Source organism: Microbulbifer sp. ABF4_107 (genome assembly GCF_056312215.1).
In genome coordinates this window covers 683799-699714 of the sequence record NZ_CM149983.1, presented here as the reverse complement: position 1 = coordinate 699714, position 15916 = coordinate 683799, and the positions used below count along the sequence as shown (strand labels likewise).

At 57.7% G+C, this 15916-nt stretch carries 16 protein-coding genes; 7 read left to right on the top strand and 9 right to left on the bottom strand.

Going from position 1 to position 15916, the window contains the following annotated elements:
* Window positions 1-81 precede the first annotated feature (81 nt).
* Window positions 82-1740 carry an isovaleryl-CoA dehydrogenase gene (locus ACYX4K_RS02860; protein WP_475093612.1) on the top strand — a complete coding sequence of 553 codons (1659 nt, stop codon included), beginning with the start codon at window positions 82-84 and terminating at the stop codon, window positions 1738-1740.
* A 213-nt stretch (window positions 1741-1953) separates the two neighbouring features.
* Here ACYX4K_RS02860 and ACYX4K_RS02855 read toward each other — a convergent pair whose 3' ends face one another.
* The 6 genes from ACYX4K_RS02855 to ACYX4K_RS02830 all read right to left on the bottom strand — a co-directional run bounded on the left by ACYX4K_RS02855 (window position 1954) and on the right by ACYX4K_RS02830 (window position 8440).
* Entirely contained in the window at window positions 1954-2742 is a 789-nt protein-coding gene (locus tag ACYX4K_RS02855) for an ATP-binding protein (RefSeq protein WP_475093613.1), read from the bottom strand.
* Window positions 2743-2917: 175 nt separating this feature from the next.
* Complete coding sequence (locus tag ACYX4K_RS02850; protein WP_475093614.1) at window positions 2918-3664, bottom strand: SDR family oxidoreductase; 747 nt, start codon at window positions 3662-3664, stop codon at window positions 2918-2920.
* A 32-nt stretch (window positions 3665-3696) separates the two neighbouring features.
* Entirely contained in the window at window positions 3697-5715 is a 2019-nt protein-coding gene (locus ACYX4K_RS02845) for an aminotransferase class I/II-fold pyridoxal phosphate-dependent enzyme (RefSeq protein WP_475093615.1), read from the bottom strand.
* 139 nt (window positions 5716-5854) lie between these two features.
* Entirely contained in the window at window positions 5855-6292 is a 438-nt protein-coding gene (locus tag ACYX4K_RS02840) for an NUDIX hydrolase (protein ID WP_475093616.1), read from the bottom strand.
* A 98-nt stretch (window positions 6293-6390) separates the two neighbouring features.
* Window positions 6391-7467 carry a phospholipase A gene (locus ACYX4K_RS02835; protein WP_475093617.1) on the bottom strand — a complete coding sequence of 359 codons (1077 nt, stop codon included), beginning with the start codon at window positions 7465-7467 and terminating at the stop codon, window positions 6391-6393.
* Window positions 7468-7645: 178 nt separating this feature from the next.
* The gene (locus ACYX4K_RS02830; protein WP_476178759.1) at window positions 7646-8440 is read right to left on the bottom strand and encodes a hypothetical protein; all 795 of its coding nucleotides are present in this window, start codon (window positions 8438-8440) and stop codon (window positions 7646-7648) included.
* Between the two features lie 367 nt (window positions 8441-8807).
* Between ACYX4K_RS02830 and ACYX4K_RS02825 the strand changes: the two genes are divergently transcribed.
* On the top strand, window positions 8808-9269 hold the full coding sequence (locus ACYX4K_RS02825) for an NfeD family protein (RefSeq protein ID WP_475093619.1): 462 nt from the start codon (window positions 8808-8810) through the stop codon (window positions 9267-9269).
* Between the two features lie 43 nt (window positions 9270-9312).
* Window positions 9313-10158 carry an SPFH domain-containing protein gene (locus ACYX4K_RS02820; protein WP_475093620.1) on the top strand — a complete coding sequence of 282 codons (846 nt, stop codon included), beginning with the start codon at window positions 9313-9315 and terminating at the stop codon, window positions 10156-10158.
* Between the two features lie 22 nt (window positions 10159-10180).
* Here the strand turns inward: ACYX4K_RS02820 and ACYX4K_RS02815 are convergent, their stop codons facing one another.
* Window positions 10181-10678: a GNAT family N-acetyltransferase gene (locus tag ACYX4K_RS02815; RefSeq protein WP_475093621.1), complete on the bottom strand. Its 498-nt coding sequence runs from the start codon at window positions 10676-10678 to the stop codon at window positions 10181-10183.
* A 52-nt stretch (window positions 10679-10730) separates the two neighbouring features.
* Window positions 10731-10919 carry a hypothetical protein gene (locus ACYX4K_RS02810; RefSeq protein ID WP_475093622.1) on the bottom strand — a complete coding sequence of 63 codons (189 nt, stop codon included), beginning with the start codon at window positions 10917-10919 and terminating at the stop codon, window positions 10731-10733.
* A gap of 160 nt (window positions 10920-11079) precedes the next feature.
* On the opposite strand from ACYX4K_RS02810, the gene can reads away from it, so the two are divergent.
* From can to ACYX4K_RS02790, 4 genes are all read left to right on the top strand, one after another.
* Window positions 11080-11736 (top strand): carbonate dehydratase, encoded by a 657-nt coding sequence (can, locus tag ACYX4K_RS02805; RefSeq protein ID WP_475093623.1) that lies wholly within the window; start codon window positions 11080-11082, stop codon window positions 11734-11736.
* Between the two features lie 150 nt (window positions 11737-11886).
* On the top strand, window positions 11887-13560 hold the full coding sequence (locus ACYX4K_RS02800; protein ID WP_475093624.1) for an FAD-dependent oxidoreductase: 1674 nt from the start codon (window positions 11887-11889) through the stop codon (window positions 13558-13560).
* Window positions 13561-13664: 104 nt separating this feature from the next.
* Complete coding sequence (locus tag ACYX4K_RS02795) at window positions 13665-14213, top strand: flavin reductase family protein (protein ID WP_475093625.1); 549 nt, start codon at window positions 13665-13667, stop codon at window positions 14211-14213.
* Between the two features lie 211 nt (window positions 14214-14424).
* On the top strand, window positions 14425-15192 hold the full coding sequence (locus tag ACYX4K_RS02790) for a glycerophosphodiester phosphodiesterase (RefSeq protein WP_475093626.1): 768 nt from the start codon (window positions 14425-14427) through the stop codon (window positions 15190-15192).
* A gap of 15 nt (window positions 15193-15207) precedes the next feature.
* On the opposite strand, the gene ACYX4K_RS02785 is transcribed toward ACYX4K_RS02790, so the two are convergent.
* Window positions 15208-15870 (bottom strand): peroxiredoxin-like family protein, encoded by a 663-nt coding sequence (locus tag ACYX4K_RS02785; RefSeq protein ID WP_475093627.1) that lies wholly within the window; start codon window positions 15868-15870, stop codon window positions 15208-15210.
* Window positions 15871-15916 lie beyond the last annotated feature (46 nt).

The following is a 15916-nucleotide window of genomic DNA, read 5'->3' as shown; positions in this document are numbered from 1 at the left end:
GGCATCAAATGACAAGTGGCCGCCATGCAAGTTGGTTAGGATTGATCTAAAAGAGAATCCAAAGATTACCGAGAGAAAAGCATGGACAATCCGCATACAGCGTCAGAGATGGCCAGCACTCATACCGTCATGAACCAGCCTCGCCCACTGCAGGGTCATAACCTTTACGCTGGGGATACGGCATTGAAAGAGGCAGTGGCACGCAACGGCGGTCACTGGGGTGAAGACGACCTGCAACGTTACGGTGAAATCTGCGGGCGCCCGGAGTGGATTGAACGCGGTTTTCAGGCCAATCACTACAAGCCGGAGTTTGAACCCCACGACCGGGTAGGCAACCGCATCGACCAGGTCAATTACCACCCCGCCTACCACCAGCTGATGCAACTGGCGAAAAGTGAAGGGCTACACTCGTCGCCGTGGACGGACCCTAAGCCCGGCGCACACGTGGTGCGCGCCGCCAAATACTATCTGCACAGCCAGGTGGAATCCGGCCACGGCTGCCCGATCACCATGACTTTTGCCTCGGTGCCTTCCATCAAGCTCACTCCCGCTCTGGCAAAAGAGTGGCTGCCGAAAATTACCGATCGCGATTACGACCCCAGCAACCGCCCCCACACAGAAAAATCCACGCTCACCATCGGAATGGGGATGACGGAGAAACAGGGCGGCTCCGATGTGCGCGCCAACACCACCACGGCCACAGCAATCGGCGAAGGCGCCTACGAGATCGTCGGCCACAAATGGTTTACCTCCGCCCCCATGTGCGATGCCTTTTTGATGCTGGCGCAAACCGACGCCGGGCTCAGCTGCTTTCTGGTGCCCCGCTGGCGCCCGGATGGGTCGAAAAACCCGATTCAGGTACAGCGCCTGAAAGACAAGGCCGGCAACATCTCCAATGCCTCGTCAGAAATCGAGCTGCGCGGCGCGCTCGGTTGGCTGGTGGGCGAGGAAGGCCGCGGTGTACCGGCGATCATCGAAATGGTCTCGGCCACCCGCTTCGACTGTATGATCGGCTCCTCCGGCGGGCAGCGCCAGGCTGCACTTCAGGCGATATACCACGCCAGCCAGCGCAACGCGTTCGGTAAACGGTTGATCGAACAACCACTGATGCAAAATGTACTCGCCGACCTGCAACTGGAAGTGGAAGGCTCCGTCGCCATGACCATGCGCATGGCGCAGGCCATGGATCACCTGGACGACGAGCAACAGAAACTACTGATGCGCCTCGGTACCGCAGTGGGCAAATACTGGATCTGCAAACGCACCCCGCATCACGCGTATGAGGCGATGGAGTGTCTCGGTGGAAATGGTGTGATCGAGAATTTCATTACCGCCCGCCTCTACCGCGACGCCCCCATCAATGCCATCTGGGAGGGTTCCGGCAACATCCAGGCACTGGATGTATTACGCGCGGTGGCAAAAACACCGGCGGTGCTGACCAACTGGTTTGATGAGCTGGAAAAAAGCAAGGGTAGCGATCTGCGCTTTGACCGGGCACTGGCGCAACTGAAAAATCAGTTCGCGGACCTGGACAATATGGAATACCGCGCACGGCACATTATCGATCAACTGGCGCTGACCATGCAGAGCCATTTGTTAATGCAGGCCGGCAATACCCCGGTTGCAGAAGGGTTTATTGCATCCCGCCTTGATACACGGGGAGCGAACAATACCGGGACCTTGCCTGTAGGCGTGGATGTGAAAACGATTATCGAGCGTGGTAATCCGCTGATTTCTTAACGCCTTTCGCAAGAGCCTGCCCTGCAGGACAGGCTCCTACATGATCTAGTGGTCCATGCGGAAAGTTGTGTAACTGTTCGCTTCGCCAAAGCGCCCTGCTCTGCGTTGAGAAAGCTTGAAATAGAACCACTATTCCTGCGCTTTCTCGCCTTGATCTGAACACTTTGGCTGTGCTCCATAGTTACCGAACTTTCCGCATGGACCACTAGCGGGTCAATCTGAATAGCTTTTGTAGAACTGCTCCGCGGTTCGCCCGCTGTGGCTGGCACGGAGCATGGCGAACTGTTTGGCGGCCGTGTGGAGTTGTTGCCGGTCACCGGTGTAATCCGAAAAGTGCTGATCCACCATTTTCAGGTAGCTTTCCCAATTCGCGGGGTAGAAGCTCAGCCAGAGACCAAAGCGGTCGGCGAGAGATAGAGTTTCCTCTACCGTGTCACCGTGGTGCAGCTCACCATCGACGATTCTGGTTTGCAGGTTGTCCGACGCGCTTTCCGGTATCAGGTGGCGGCGGTTGGAAGTGGCGTACAGCAGTACGTTTTCCGGAGGCAGCTCCAGTGAGCCGGCGAGAATGGTTTTGAGGGCTTTGTAGCGCTCGTCGCCCTTTTCAAAAGAAAAGTCGTCGCAGAACAGGATAAAGCGGTAATTTTTGGCATCGCCGCTGTCGAGCTGGTCGACGATTTCGGGAAGGTCATCCAGATCTTGCAGGTTGACCTCAATACAACGCAGCCCGTCCTCGCCAAAGCGGTTCAATATCCCCTTGATCAGGCTGGATTTCCCGGTGCCGCGAGATCCCCACAAGAGCGCGTGATTGGCACTTTCGCCGCGCAAAAACCGTTGTGTGTTCGCCACCAGCTGGTGCTTTTGCTCGTCAATGCCCAACAGCTCATCGAGCCTGATTGGGTCCAGCCGGCGAACCGGTTTCAGCGCCGCGCGTTTGGGTCGCCATATGGCCGCCAGCGACTGGCTCCAGTCCATCCCTACTTCAAAGGCCTTTTTACTCACGAAAACTCTCCCTTGCCCGGTTTCCTGTAGGAAACTCATTGTGAACAGAGGGAGAGTTTAACGTTACTGTGTTGCGCCGGACTAGAGATACTGCCACCAATACATATCGGAAGTGAAGATGGCAATGTGTGGAAATAAATAAGAATCCGGCAAGTTTTTCCGATAGAGCTCCGGGCTACCAGGGAATATGCGAGCCATCCCAGAAAAGTAACTTACCGGAGTCACTGTCCTTTAACTGTTGCAAGACCGACACAATTCTTTCGGCACTTTGTGTCGCTGAATAGAGCTTGCCGTCGGGAATATTCCGCTGAAAAGGCTTGGACAGAGATGTGTCTGTTGTACCCGGGTGCAGCGCGACCACACAACAGGTATCGATTTTTCTACCCCACTCGATGGAGAGGTTTCGCACCAACATATTGAGCGCGGCTTTACTCATACGGTAGCTGTACCAGCCGCCCAGCTGGTTGTCTTCAATGCTTCCCACTTTTGCGGAAAGCGACGTCCAAACGAGTGGCGATTGGCGTTTGAGCAGAGGGTCAATCGCCTGAGCCAGATGTAAATGCGTGAGGGCATTGACCGTGACACTGTGATGAATCGCCTCACCATCACATTGCTGCAGGTTTTTCTCTGGCTGGTGACCGGGCCAGTGCAGAATGCCGCAGCAACACACGATCCAATTTGGCAAAGGCCATTTGCACAGCCACTCGCGAACAGGGGCAATACACCCGGGATCTTCCAGATCCGCGATCAGGTGATGATGCATATCCGAGATGCGATCCAGATCACCTCGACTGATCGTCAGCAGATTAGCTGTGGGCAATCGTTTTGAGAGAACAGCGCTCAAGGCAACACCCAGGCCGCCGCCCGCACCGGCGATCAGAATACAGTGTGGCGAACCATTGCCAACAGTTTCTTCTGGCATTCCTGCCTCGTCCCTCGTCGCCCCAGCCGCGGCTACTTCTTGGCTTTCGCCGGTGTCTCGGGTGCCATGTCCCCACGAGCCTCGGGCTTGACCACGCGCAGCATTGGCTCGTCGGATCGGAAAATCAAACCGTGAATTTCTGTCGCATTCTGCCCCTGCAACAGTTGTTGTAAAAACTGCACGATCTGCGCGGATATCTCCTGCCCTGGCACCAGCACCGGAATCCCCGGTGGATAGGGAACAATTTCGTCCGCGCAAGTGCGCCCCACCAGTTTTTTCTCTGCCGCCACCCCGTTGTCCATCAGTGGCAGCTCTTGGGTATCCGCAAAGTATGCATCCGCCGGCAGACAGTTGAGATGGGTAAACTCTGGCAACTGTCGGGCGGTCCCCGCATGGCTGCGCTTGCGCGGTTGCCGCGCCAGTTGCTTGAGTGCGTGCACCAGTCGCAGCAGTTTGCTCTCGGTGCTACCCAGTGTCACCAGGACGGTCACTGTGTTGTACGTGGTTTTCTCGACCTGAATACCGAACTGGTCGAACAGTTTGACCTGAATCTCTTTACCGGAGTAACCACTGCCGGATACGTCGATGGTCACTTTGGTTGGGTCCAGGCGAATATTGTCTTTGGCCAGGGTTGCCGGCACCAGATCGTCCAGGGTCAATGCGCGAAACACACCGGTTGCATCCACTTCCCGACGCAAAGTGGCGACCATCTGTGCACAGTGGCGCAAGCGCCCGTAACCTTCCATCACCATCTGTTTACGTGCCACATCGAGACTCGCGATCATCGAATACTGCGGGCTGGTGGACGCGTACATATTCAGGTTTTCGCGGAAACGGAACTCATCGAAATCCGGGTCCTGCACATGGATCATGCTGGCCTGGGAAAAGGCCGACAGCATTTTGTGGGTGCTCTGGGTGACATAGTCCGCCCCGCACTCCAGTGCCGTTGGGCGCAGCTCGGTGTGGAAGTAACCGTGCGCGTACCAGGCCTCATCGATCAGTACTTTCACCCCGCGCTCGTGGGCATAATCGATGATCGGCTTGAGGTCATAGCGCAGGCCGTCATAGGTACAGGAGGTGATCACCAACAGACCCGCATCCGGGTGCTCGTCCAGCGCGGTTTCGATATCCGCGCGGCATACCGGGCCGTAGATGCCGAATTGTGGATGCAGGGTGGACTTGAGATACACGGGTTCCACCCGGTTCATCACGATCGCGTGATGTACCGACTTGTGACAGGCCTGATCGACAATGATCTTGCCACCTCCGCCCAGAATCTGCTGAATCACCACCTTGTTGGCAGTGGAGGTGCCGTTGGTGAGGAAGAACGTCTGTTCGGCACCAAATGCCTGGGCTGCCAGGTCCTGGGCTTCCTGGATCACCGAGTGGGGCTCCAGCAGGCTGTCCAGTACCTGTACGGATACCGACAGGTCGGTATTGAACACGTGCTCACCCATAAAGCGGTAGAAGTCCCCTACCCAGGGGCTGTTGCGCAGACTGTCGCCACCGGAGTGGCCGGGGGTATGCCAGGCATCGCGGGCGGAGAACACATACTCCTTGAGGGTATCGGCAAACGGAGTGGAGGCGCGGCGGGCGATAAACGCCTGTACCAGCCGGAACATATGGTTGAAGTTGCACTCACGGCGGTCGAACAGCTCATCGAAGCGCTTGCGCACGGACGCAGGGGCACCGCCCTGGTCATTCAGGAACGAATCCTGTGCCACCAGAAAAACGTTCAACTGCGCCCGCAAGTCATGCATACGGTCGGCCAGTTGCTCTGCGGCCTTGAGCTCGTCGGCGTCACAGCCACCGTCGATAATCAGCGCCTGCAACTGGTCCTCTTCCCGCAGGCACTTCTCCAGTGCGCTGGTGGCGACCGACTCAAAGCGCAACCCGTAGGGGTTCTCGTGCTGAGCGGCGGTCGCATTGAGTGCGCTGACCCAAATGCTGCTCAGGTCGCGGTCATTACTGACCAGCGCCACTCGGCACTCCAGTGGCTGGCGCTGTTCGCAGAGATTGCCCAGATCAGGCATTGGCAGTTCTACACCCATAACATTTCTTCTTATCTTTCAGCATAGGAGACAGATACTAAATGAGGCTGACGCCGTTTAGGGGTAGACACAAGAAATTGGCGATAAGCACCAGAAAGCCGTAGGGATACGAAATCAATGATCGTCAAATGTGATCACATTAGAATTTTGCGCTCTGAACTTCGCCGTTAAATTGCAAACAGTGCTGAACGCGCACGCGCTGGACCGGTGACAGGTCGTTCACAGAAAAGTAATCAAATGCGGAGTGTTCGGACGACAAGGTGATATCGCCATTGCTGTTTCCCCCGCCGTTATTTCTCGTGCCATGGGCTTTCAAATGCGCGCGGAAGATAAACACATGTGAGTTGTATGCCCGGTGGTAATAGACGCCACTCAGGTAGTCAATGACGATCTCCCGGCCCAGCTCCTCTCTGCACTCCCGGTGCAGGGCCTCGTGAATGGTTTCCCCCAGGTCCAGCGCGCCGCCAGGCAGTCCCCAGTTTTTGTCCGCATAGGTGGCGCGCAGTTGCAGCACCTCACCCGCTTCATTGGTTATGACCGCGTGAGCACTCAGCCTGTAGGTGTCGTCAAATCCCATCCGTGGACCTTATCCGTATTGCTCGGCACCATTGAAGTCGTCTAAATCGTCGTGAGCGGGCCGCTGGCGCCCGCCCAGCAGATTCGTACCGGTGCCGCTTAACTTCCGGTACCCCGGGCCAGTTCAAATCCTATCCCCAGGGTCTGTACCGATTCATCGTAGTCGATCAGGCTTTCCCCGTAGCCGTTGAAGTATTTCACGTAACCGCGCACGCGGCTGCCCATTGGGAAACTCCAGCGCAATTCGCCGGCGCCCTTATTATCGGAGCGCAGGTTATTGCGCACCATGATCGAAATATTGTGGTCGCCGCGCTCTACCCCACCCACAAACTCGAAATGCCCCAGATAAAATTCCAGATCCGGGTTGTCGTCGTCTTCCCTGTCTTCCGGAATGCGATACCAGGGCTTGAAGGTGAAATACAGATTGTCTTTTTCAAAGGCAAAATTGGCGTAGACCCGGTTCCAGCTGCGGGACAGTGGCTCACTGCGGCCGTTGGACTGATGATTGAACGCGATCTGGTTAGCCACGTTCTGAAAGCCGAAAATGGTCCAGTCATTAAGCCAGGTCATGATCAGCTCAGGCTCGTGATTGGTCTCGCGAAATGGCGCGGAATCGTCCGAGTTGTACGCCTGCCAGAAGGAGCGGTTAGTGTAGGCAAAGCTCATAAACGACGCCTTGCCAAGGAAACCCCGCCACACCGGCACCTGGACCGAGAGCTGAAACTGCACCTCGATGGAATCCAGGTCGATCTCATTCTCCGTATCGTAATCTTCCAGCCCGCCCTTGTTGGGCTTGGGGTTGTAGGTTACCGGAAGCAGATAGTTGGTTTTATGGGATGCGAGGGTGAATGGATTCTGCGCCGCGTCGCGGATGGCCTGGGCGCGCTTGCTGATCAGCACATCGGCCGATTCCTGAGGTGGCACTTCCGGGGTCGTCGCAAACACCGGCGTTTCCTCCACCTGGCGGCCCTCGCGGATTACCGACAGCTCACAGCGAATCCGCATCTCTTCCAGTGTGATATTCGCCGGCGCAGTGAGCAATTGCTCACGCAAGCAGTTTTGCTGGCGCCGTTCTTCGCTCTGAAGCGAATCGTCGGTCTGCAGTATCTCGATTTCCTGGTTGCCAGCCTCCGCCGCGGGCATGTCTTCCGCGGCCACCACTTGCGCATTAACCAAGCCCGTTACGGATAGACAGGTACCCGCCAGCAGTACGGTGCAGAGCTTATTGAGAGAAGAGCAATAACGTCGAGCTGAAAACAAAAACTGGCGCTCCTGATTGGATTCAGGGCGCCAGTTTACATGGTTTGCGGACTGATAGTGTGCGGCCGGTCAGCCTATTGACGCACTGCCCAAATCAGCTCAGGGACGCCAAATCCGCTGACCACTCCAGGTCACGTAAACGCACCTGCCACAAACGGCCAGTGCTGCTTGGCCAGTCGTAACCCACCAGCAGTCCGCGCGGGTCCACAAAACAGTGGGCGTCCCGCTCGGCCTCGTCACCCTGATAGGAGAACACGGTGATATCCGGGCCGAGGTCATGGACCCCCTGAATCGTCGCATCACCGGCCATGACCCCGGCGCGACGGTGGCTCACACGGGGAGACAGGAGTTTGCCCCGCTGCGAGGGATCCACGATATCCGGGGCAATCACCTCACAACCAAATTCCATATCGCACAGGCGCAACAGAAGTGGCCCCATAAAAATCCGCATCAGAGGGAACAGCAGCCGGTTCCCCCCCTCCAGCACGATTTGCTGCGGCCCGTTGGGGCCGGTCCAGTCCACCTCGATAGGATCACCCATCGCCGCCACGGCACCATTACTGGGGGCAAGGCGATAGTGGGCATTCACCTCGTCCACCTCATCCTTCCAGTTCACCAGGCACTCGGTTACCAGGCCCGCATCCATCAGCGCGCGTACTTCAATCCCGTGCCCCTGTTCGCCCACCAGCCTGCGGCTGATAAGCAGCTGCCTGCCCTGTTCATCGCGCCCCAGTTGCCAGTCGTCCTGCACCGGCATGGTTCTGCCATCGCAACTGTACTGGTAGCGGCCCTGGGCCAGGTTAGCGGTCATTCGCATAAAAAATTCGTCCGTGATGTCGCTGGTTGCGGTAGGGGATAACCCCGGTGCAAACGCACAAAATTGATGCATATTTTCTGCTCGTTCGCTGGTGAACTCGGATGTGCAGATACGGCTTCAGCATCTTGTAGGGAGCTTTCGCGGGTACTCCGAGGAAATACTCGGAGGCGCCTGCAAAAAGTATTGCACAGCCCCCCGGTTTTGCTGCGCTTTGGTGAAGTTTTTACGAACATTTGTGGAACTATTTTTATCGTAAATTCCACCGCCCCGGGTGATAAACCTCTTCAATACGATGGTGATTTAGTGCTCACCAGTGCAGTTCTTGAGTATCACGCGCGCGTGATACCGCTTTCAGGCATAATCAACGAATTGCTCATTCAATTTGGTAGCAAGATTCACGGAACAACATATCCGGAACAACTTAAGGAGAGAGGCCATCATGCTCGAATGGCTGAACACACATATTGCCTACTGGCACTGGCTTGTACTGGGGCTACTACTCGTCACCGCGGAGATTTTTGTTTCCGGCTTTATCCTGTTCTGGTTCGGCCTGGCCGCGCTCTTTATGGGCGTTTTGCTGATGCTCGTGGGCATGCCAATTACCGCACAGTTGCTGATCTGGGCAGGGCTGTCCGTCGGGCTGGTCGCTGTGTGGCAAAAGTTCATCAAGCCCAACTGGAAGGATCGCACCACCTCCGGAATGGCGATGGAAGCGCTCAGCGGCCAGGTGGGCTCGGTCATTGACTCCAATATCGGCAAGCCTCGCGGACGCATGCGCTTCCCGGCACCGATTCTCGGCGAAGACGAATGGATGTTTATGAGCACCAGCGAAATCGCCGTTGGCGAGCGGGTGAAAGTGATGAACATTTCCGGCAACACGCTGGTTGTCAGCCCGCTCTGACATCCAGATACAAATATACAAAAAAATTTTGGGAGAAATTCAAATGGAAGGGTTATCCGTAGTACTGGCACTGGTGGTGCTGGTGATCATTACCGTTGGCATGGGCGTACGCATCGTGCCGCAGGGCTCCAAGCACATAGTGCAGCGGCTGGGCAAATACCACAGCACCCTGAACCCGGGCATGAACATAATCATCCCCTACGTGGATCAGGTGCCCTACAAGGTAACCACCAAGGATATCGTGCTTGATATTCCCTCGCAGGAAGTCATCACCCAGGATAACGCCACCATCATTGCCAACGCCGTGGCGTACATCAATATCGTGTCGCCGGAGAAGGCGGTGTACGGTGTTGAAGACTACGAAATTGCGATTCAAAACCTGGTGCAGACGGCGCTGCGCTCCATCGTTGGTGAAATGTCTCTGGACTCCGCCCTGTCCTCCCGCGACCTGATCAAGGCCAAACTGAAGGAAGCCATCTCCGACGATATCGCCGATTGGGGAATCAACCTGAAAACCGTGGAAATTCAGGATATCAACCCCTCCGCAACCATGCAGAAAGCGATGGAAGAACAGGCGGCTGCCGAGCGCCAGCGCCGCGCCACGGTAACCCGTGCAGAAGGTGAAAAGCAGGCGGCGATTCTGGAGGCGGACGGCCGCCTGGAAGCGTCCAAGCGGGATGCCAAGGCCCAGGTCGTACTGGCCGACGCCAGCCGTGAGGCGATTGAACGGGTAACCCACGCCATAGGCGACAAGGAAATGCCGGTTATGTATCTGCTGGGTGAGCGCTACATCAACGCGCTGGAGGAACTGTCTACCTCCGCGAATGCCAAAAACATTCTGCTGCCTGCGGATCTACCCAACGCCGTGAAAGGCCTGTTAAATCGATAAAACTGACGGCAGCGCTCCCGTATTACAGGTAGCGCTGCCAGAACTCCGCCTGACCGAACTCTTCGTCGAGGGCATAGGGTTTGAAGCCCACTTTACGATAGGCCGCCTGCGCCGGCAGGTTCTTCTCCAGTACCTCCAGAGTGATCTTGCAACAGCCGCGCGCTTTGGCCTCGGCCACCACCTTCTCAAACATCAATGTGCAGATTCCCGCCCCCCGCGCAGAAGGGCTCACGGTCACATCGTGAATATTGACCAGTGGTTTGCACATAAAGGTGGAGAACCCCATAAAGCAGTTCACCAGCCCCACCGCTTTGCCACCCTGGTATGCCATCACGGAAAACGCACCGGGAAACGCCGCCAGTCGATCCAGTAATTCTGCACGGCAGATGTCCGGTAGCGGCTCGCCGCCACCGCAGGGGTCCAGAGCATATTCATTCAATAGCGCCAACAGATCTGCGCCCTGTTGATCGTCCCGGTAATCGGCTATTACCGTTACCACATTGTTATTCGAATCTTCCAACTCGCCCTGTCTCCTTCTAATCCACTATTTTCAGTTACTGCGCAATCACGGTTTATTCCCCTGCCCGCCCGGCTTGTGCGTCCGCAACAATCTGGGATTGCACCTGAAAAAAGCGACGGTAATTTCGCACCCGTGCCCGCTGCGCCAGCAACCAGCGCACTTTTTTTCGGCGCCGGGACAGTGCCGCATTATGCTTGTTGAAACGACGTGGGCGGCGGATGCTGGTATTGCGAAGTCCCATGATCAGTCTCTTGCCGGTGGCGTGAAAGCAGATGAATTCAACCTGAGGGCGCAGGGTAACAGATGGCGATTACCGATGCAGACATTCCAGCGCAGGCATTCCCCGCCTGACTCAAACAGGATATTCTGCGCAGTCTCTGCACACCAACGGAATGATCCCCTTGTCTCAGCTCCAAGACCTGATAGAAAAAAACCACTCCTGGTCGGAAACCACCCGTAAGGAGAAGCCCGACTTCTTCCTGAAGCTCTCCGAACAGCAATCCCCGGAGTATCTGTGGATTGGATGTGCGGACAGCCGTGTGCCCGCCAACCAGATTGTCGATCTGTTGCCCGGGGAACTATTCGTTCACCGCAATGTGGCCAACGTGGTGGTGCCGTCGGATCTCAACTGTCTGTCTGTTATCCAGTTCGCCGTTGAAGTGCTCAAGGTCAAACACATCATGGTGGTCGGCCACTATGGCTGTGGCGGGGTCAAGGCCGCACTGGAAGACACTCGCCTGGGACTGATTGAAAGCTGGTTGCGCCATATCAAGGATGTACGCGACAAGCACCACACCCTGATCGAACTGTTCAAGGAACAGGACCGGGTTGACCTGCTGTGTGAGCTGAATGTGCTCGAGCAGGTTATTCACGTGTGCCAGACCACCCCGGTGCGCGACGCCTGGGAAAACGGTCAGGAGTTGTCCGTACACGGCTGGGTTTACGGCCTGTCCAACGGGCTGATCAATGACCTGCGGATCACCGTAGAAAACACCGAGCAGATCACGGACATGTACCACCGCGCGCTTACCAGTATTGCCCAGCGGGGCAAAGAATAGGTTTTGTTTGCTCTCGTCTTATTCCCGCCCTAATCGTGACCATTATCAAGCGCCGGGTTCCTTAACTTTCCCGGCGTTTTTCCCTAAACTCCACAGCCTTCAAAGTCGACCACTCGACCTTAACGAATAACGCTGTTTCCAGGGGTAATCATGTCCGACTTCCGTGTGTGGGAATGCCAGATCTGTGGCTGGATTTACGACGAAGCTAAAGGCTCACCGGACGACGGCATTCCCCCCGGTACCCGCTGGGATGACATCCCTGACGACTGGCTCTGCCCGGAATGCGGTGCCACCAAAGACGAATTCGATATGCTGGCGGTGGTGGGTACCGCTCCGGGCCACCAGCCCCAGGCCGACACCGCCAACCCCGAAGCGGCGCCTGCCATCGAAAAACCGGCCGCCTCGACGGCCGCCGCCGGTCGCATCTGGGAATGCATGGTGTGTGGCTGGGTCTACGACGAATCGAAAGGCGCACCGGAAGAAGGTATTGCCCCCGGCACACGCTGGGAAGATATCCCGGAAGACTGGACCTGCCCGGAATGCGGTGTCGGTAAAGAAGATTTCGATATGGTGCTGGTGAGCACGCCCGCCGCCGACGCAGGTGAGTCACAACCGCTCGAAGAGACGCGCCCGATACTCGACGACATCCAGCCGCTGGTGATCATCGGTACCGGCCTCGCCGGTTATCACCTGGCCAGGGAGTTCCGCAAACTCGATCAGCGCACACCGCTGACCCTGATCACCGGCGACGACGGTACCTTTTACTCCAAACCGCTGCTCTCCGCGTCCCTCGCCCATGGAAAAACCCCGCAACAACTGGCCACCGCCAGTGCGGAAGACATGGCGAAAGAACTGAACGCTGAAATCCTCGTGCACTCGCACGTCACCAACCTGGACCGCACCGCCAAGCTCTTGACGCTGGTATCCGACAGCGGCGGCATCAGCGCCGAACTCACCTACGGTCGACTGGTATTTGCCACCGGTGCCAACTGCGCGCCACTGCCGCCCATCGACGGCAACGGATTGTCCCGCCTGTTCCGGGTCAACAGCCTGTCGGACTATCATCGCTTCCGCACCGCCCTGGCCAACCGCAAGCGCGTACTGCTGATCGGTGCGGGCCTCATTGGCTGTGAGTTTGCCAACGACCTGATTCAGGCGGGCTACTCGGTGGATGTAGTGGACCTGCAGCCGTGGCCCCTGGCCAATCTGCTGCCGGAAGCCGCGGGGCGAGATATTCAGCGAGCGCTGGAAAGCGCCGGCGTGCGCTTTCACTTCGGCGCGGGCGTCAGCCAACTGGATCTGCAGGCGGGCGGACTCCGTGCACAGCTGGCAGACGACAGTGTGATCGAGGCCGACATCGCCCTGGCTGCCCTCGGCCTCAAACCCAATACCGGGCTGGCGGAAACCGCTGGTATCGACGTCTCCCGCGGAATCATCACCAACCGCCAACTGCAGACCAGCGACCCGGATATCTTCGCCCTCGGAGACTGTGCCGAGGTCGACGGTCACAATCTCTTCTTCGTCGCCCCACTTACCCAGAGCGCCCGCGCCCTGGCCCAGACCCTCACCGGCAAACCGACACCGGTGCAGTACGGCAGCCTGCCGGTTGCGGTAAAAACCACCCTGCGCCCCACCGTGGTATGCCCGCCCCGTGTGGGCAGCACCGCCGCAGACTGGAAGGTCACAGAGCTGGAAGGCGGTGTAGTGGCAGAGTATCTGGATCACGACGGCAAACTGCTCGGATTCGCCCTTACCGGCAGCGGTATCGCTCAGCGTGATGCGCTCAGTCAGCGCTGTGCGGCATTGATGAACGGAGAAGGATGAACAGCCAGGATTGAAACGGCGACGATAAAGAAAACCACGCATCGGCGGCGCTTTTCCCGTAGAATGGCCACCAGCACAAAATTTGACCACAAATTGATCGAAGTATGACGGCATCCAGTAATTCCGCCCCCTCCACTGCAGACCAGACCCCGCAAGCCCAGGTCTCAAAAGACGGCGCCGAGCGCACCCGCGCCCTACGCGACACGCTCGGCCAGTTCGCCACCGGCGTGACCGTAGTCACCACCCTGGACGCGGCCGGCCAGCCCGTGGGCATGACCGTCAACAGCTTCAACTCTGTTTCCCTGGATCCAGCCCTGATCCTGTGGAGCATCGACCGCAGCTCCCTCAGCTACAGCGCCTTCACCGAATGCGAGCGCTTCGCAGTGCATGTATTGAAGGGCGACCAACAGCACATCTCCAACCTGTTTGCCGGCCGCGGCGCAGACAAATTCGGCCAGGTGAAATGGCACCAGGGCGCCGAGGGCATCCCGCAACTGGATGACTGTGCCGCCCTGTTCCACTGTCGCCGCGCGCAGAATATCGAAGGTGGCGATCACACCATTCTGCTGGGTGAGGTGCTGGAATTCACCGCGGCCGGCGGCGAGCCCCTGGTATTCCACCGCGGCCGCTACCGCGCCCTCGCCGGCGAGTAAACGCCTGGTAGGATTCCCCATCAGGCCCCACGGGGCCTGCATTACCATCCAATACCCCACTTCAAACCTTTCCGGAATAAGCGTGTGTACCTAACGCGCCAAACGGTCTAAAAATCCCCCCCAAAATCCCGCCTCGCCGTTGTGACCCTGTCACCTCGTAGTCATACTTTTAAATCATCATTGGGAGACCTCCGCCACTGTGGACGTCGAAATGCGATCAGCCGATACCCTCTTCTGCTTTGCTCACCGGGGCTACCCCAAACGGGCCACGGAGAACACCCTGCAGGCCATCTCCCACGCACTGGAATTCGATATTGACGGTGTGGAAATCGACGTGTGGAATGTGGGGGGCGAACTGATCGTCAAGCATGACCGCCGCCTGGGCCGCCTGTTGGCGGGGCAGGAGCTGCTCACAGAGATGGCCCCCGCTGCACTGCGCCAGATGCTGCTGCCCGGCGGCGAACAGGTGCCCACACTGCGGGAAGTGCTGGAGCTGATCGGCAATCACGTGCAGCTGAATATTGAGCTGAAAGGCCCCAACTGTGCAGCCCTCGCCGCCAGGGAGCTGGAGTCCTACATTCGCGACAACGGCGCCAGTTACGAGCAATACATCATCTCGTCCTTCGATCACCGCCAGATCTATGAATGCCTGAAGTTGATCCCCCAGGTGCGCCGCGGCGTACTGATCGACGGCGTTCCCCTGGACCTTGCCGCCTGTGCCGAGCCGCTGCAGGCCTATTCCATGCACCACAGTCTCAACTTCGTGTGCCCGGAAATCATCGCCGACGCACAGAAGCGCGGCCTGAAAAACTACGTTTTCACCGTCAACCACCCGCAAGACCTCGCGCTGATCGTCGCCATGGGTGCAGACGGTGTATTTACCGACGAGCCGCAGCTGATCATGGATTACAACGCAGCGAAAACCGCCGAGGTGCTGGCGGAGCCGCTGCAACCCGCCAACGGCCTGAAGGCCGGCTAGCGCCGGCCAGGTCGGTCAATTGCGCTCATCCAGCATTTTCAATAGCTGGCCCACGCTGGGGCGGGTCTTATAGTCCTTGGACACATGGGCCCAGGTGACCTTACCGGACTTGTCCAGCAGGAAAATCCCCGGCGCCGCAACCGTGTGGTGATCCCGCCCGGACCAGTCCTCCAATACAATCCCGTAGGTCTTGTACTTCTCCGCCGTCTCGTCGTCAATCTGAACCACCACATCGAACGCCTCGAGGGCCTTGAGATCCGGATCCGACAGCACAGGGAAGGGAATCTCGTAGGTCGCCTTGGCCATGGCACCGGCATCCGGCTTGTCTGCACTGATCAGCACTGGTGTCACCCCGCGCTTTTCAAACTCCGGCCAGGCTTCCGCCAGCTGGCGAATCTGCACATTGCAGTAGGGGCACCAGCCGCCGCGGTAGAAGATCACCAGAATCGGCGCCTTATAGGCCAACAGCGAGCGCAGGGAAACCTCGTCGCCCTTGTGATTCAGCACGGTGAAATCCGCAGGTTTGGCGCCCGCCTTCAATCCCGCATCACCTGTCCCCAGCGCCGCGTCTTCCGTTACCGACAACTCTGGCATTCGCTCCGGTAATTTCACCTCCTGAGCCTGCGCTCCGGTAAATACACAGAACAACAACGAAAACAGACACACAAACCTTCTCATGGCGACTCCTTTTTCCCAATTGCGAACCTGTATTCAAATTACCATA

Bases quoted from the DNA above. Each gene is read 5' to 3' on its own strand.
- ACYX4K_RS02860 (WP_475093612.1), top strand. From the start codon at position 82: ATGGACAATCCGCATACAGCGTCAGAGATGGCCAGCACTCATACCGTC.
- ACYX4K_RS02850 (WP_475093614.1), bottom strand. From the start codon at position 3,664: ATGCCAGAAGAAACTGTTGGCAATGGTTCGCCACACTGTATTCTGATC.
- ACYX4K_RS02845 (WP_475093615.1), bottom strand. From the start codon at position 5,715: ATGGGTGTAGAACTGCCAATGCCTGATCTGGGCAATCTCTGCGAACAG.
- ACYX4K_RS02840 (WP_475093616.1), bottom strand. From the start codon at position 6,292: ATGGGATTTGACGACACCTACAGGCTGAGTGCTCACGCGGTCATAACC.
- ACYX4K_RS02830 (WP_476178759.1), bottom strand. From the start codon at position 8,440: ATGCATCAATTTTGTGCGTTTGCACCGGGGTTATCCCCTACCGCAACC.
- ACYX4K_RS02825 (WP_475093619.1), top strand. From the start codon at position 8,808: ATGCTCGAATGGCTGAACACACATATTGCCTACTGGCACTGGCTTGTA.
- ACYX4K_RS02820 (WP_475093620.1), top strand. From the start codon at position 9,313: ATGGAAGGGTTATCCGTAGTACTGGCACTGGTGGTGCTGGTGATCATT.
- ACYX4K_RS02810 (WP_475093622.1), bottom strand. From the start codon at position 10,919: ATGGGACTTCGCAATACCAGCATCCGCCGCCCACGTCGTTTCAACAAG.
- ACYX4K_RS02800 (WP_475093624.1), top strand. From the start codon at position 11,887: ATGTCCGACTTCCGTGTGTGGGAATGCCAGATCTGTGGCTGGATTTAC.
- ACYX4K_RS02795 (WP_475093625.1), top strand. From the start codon at position 13,665: ATGACGGCATCCAGTAATTCCGCCCCCTCCACTGCAGACCAGACCCCG.
- ACYX4K_RS02790 (WP_475093626.1), top strand. From the start codon at position 14,425: ATGCGATCAGCCGATACCCTCTTCTGCTTTGCTCACCGGGGCTACCCC.
- ACYX4K_RS02785 (WP_475093627.1), bottom strand. From the start codon at position 15,870: ATGAGAAGGTTTGTGTGTCTGTTTTCGTTGTTGTTCTGTGTATTTACC.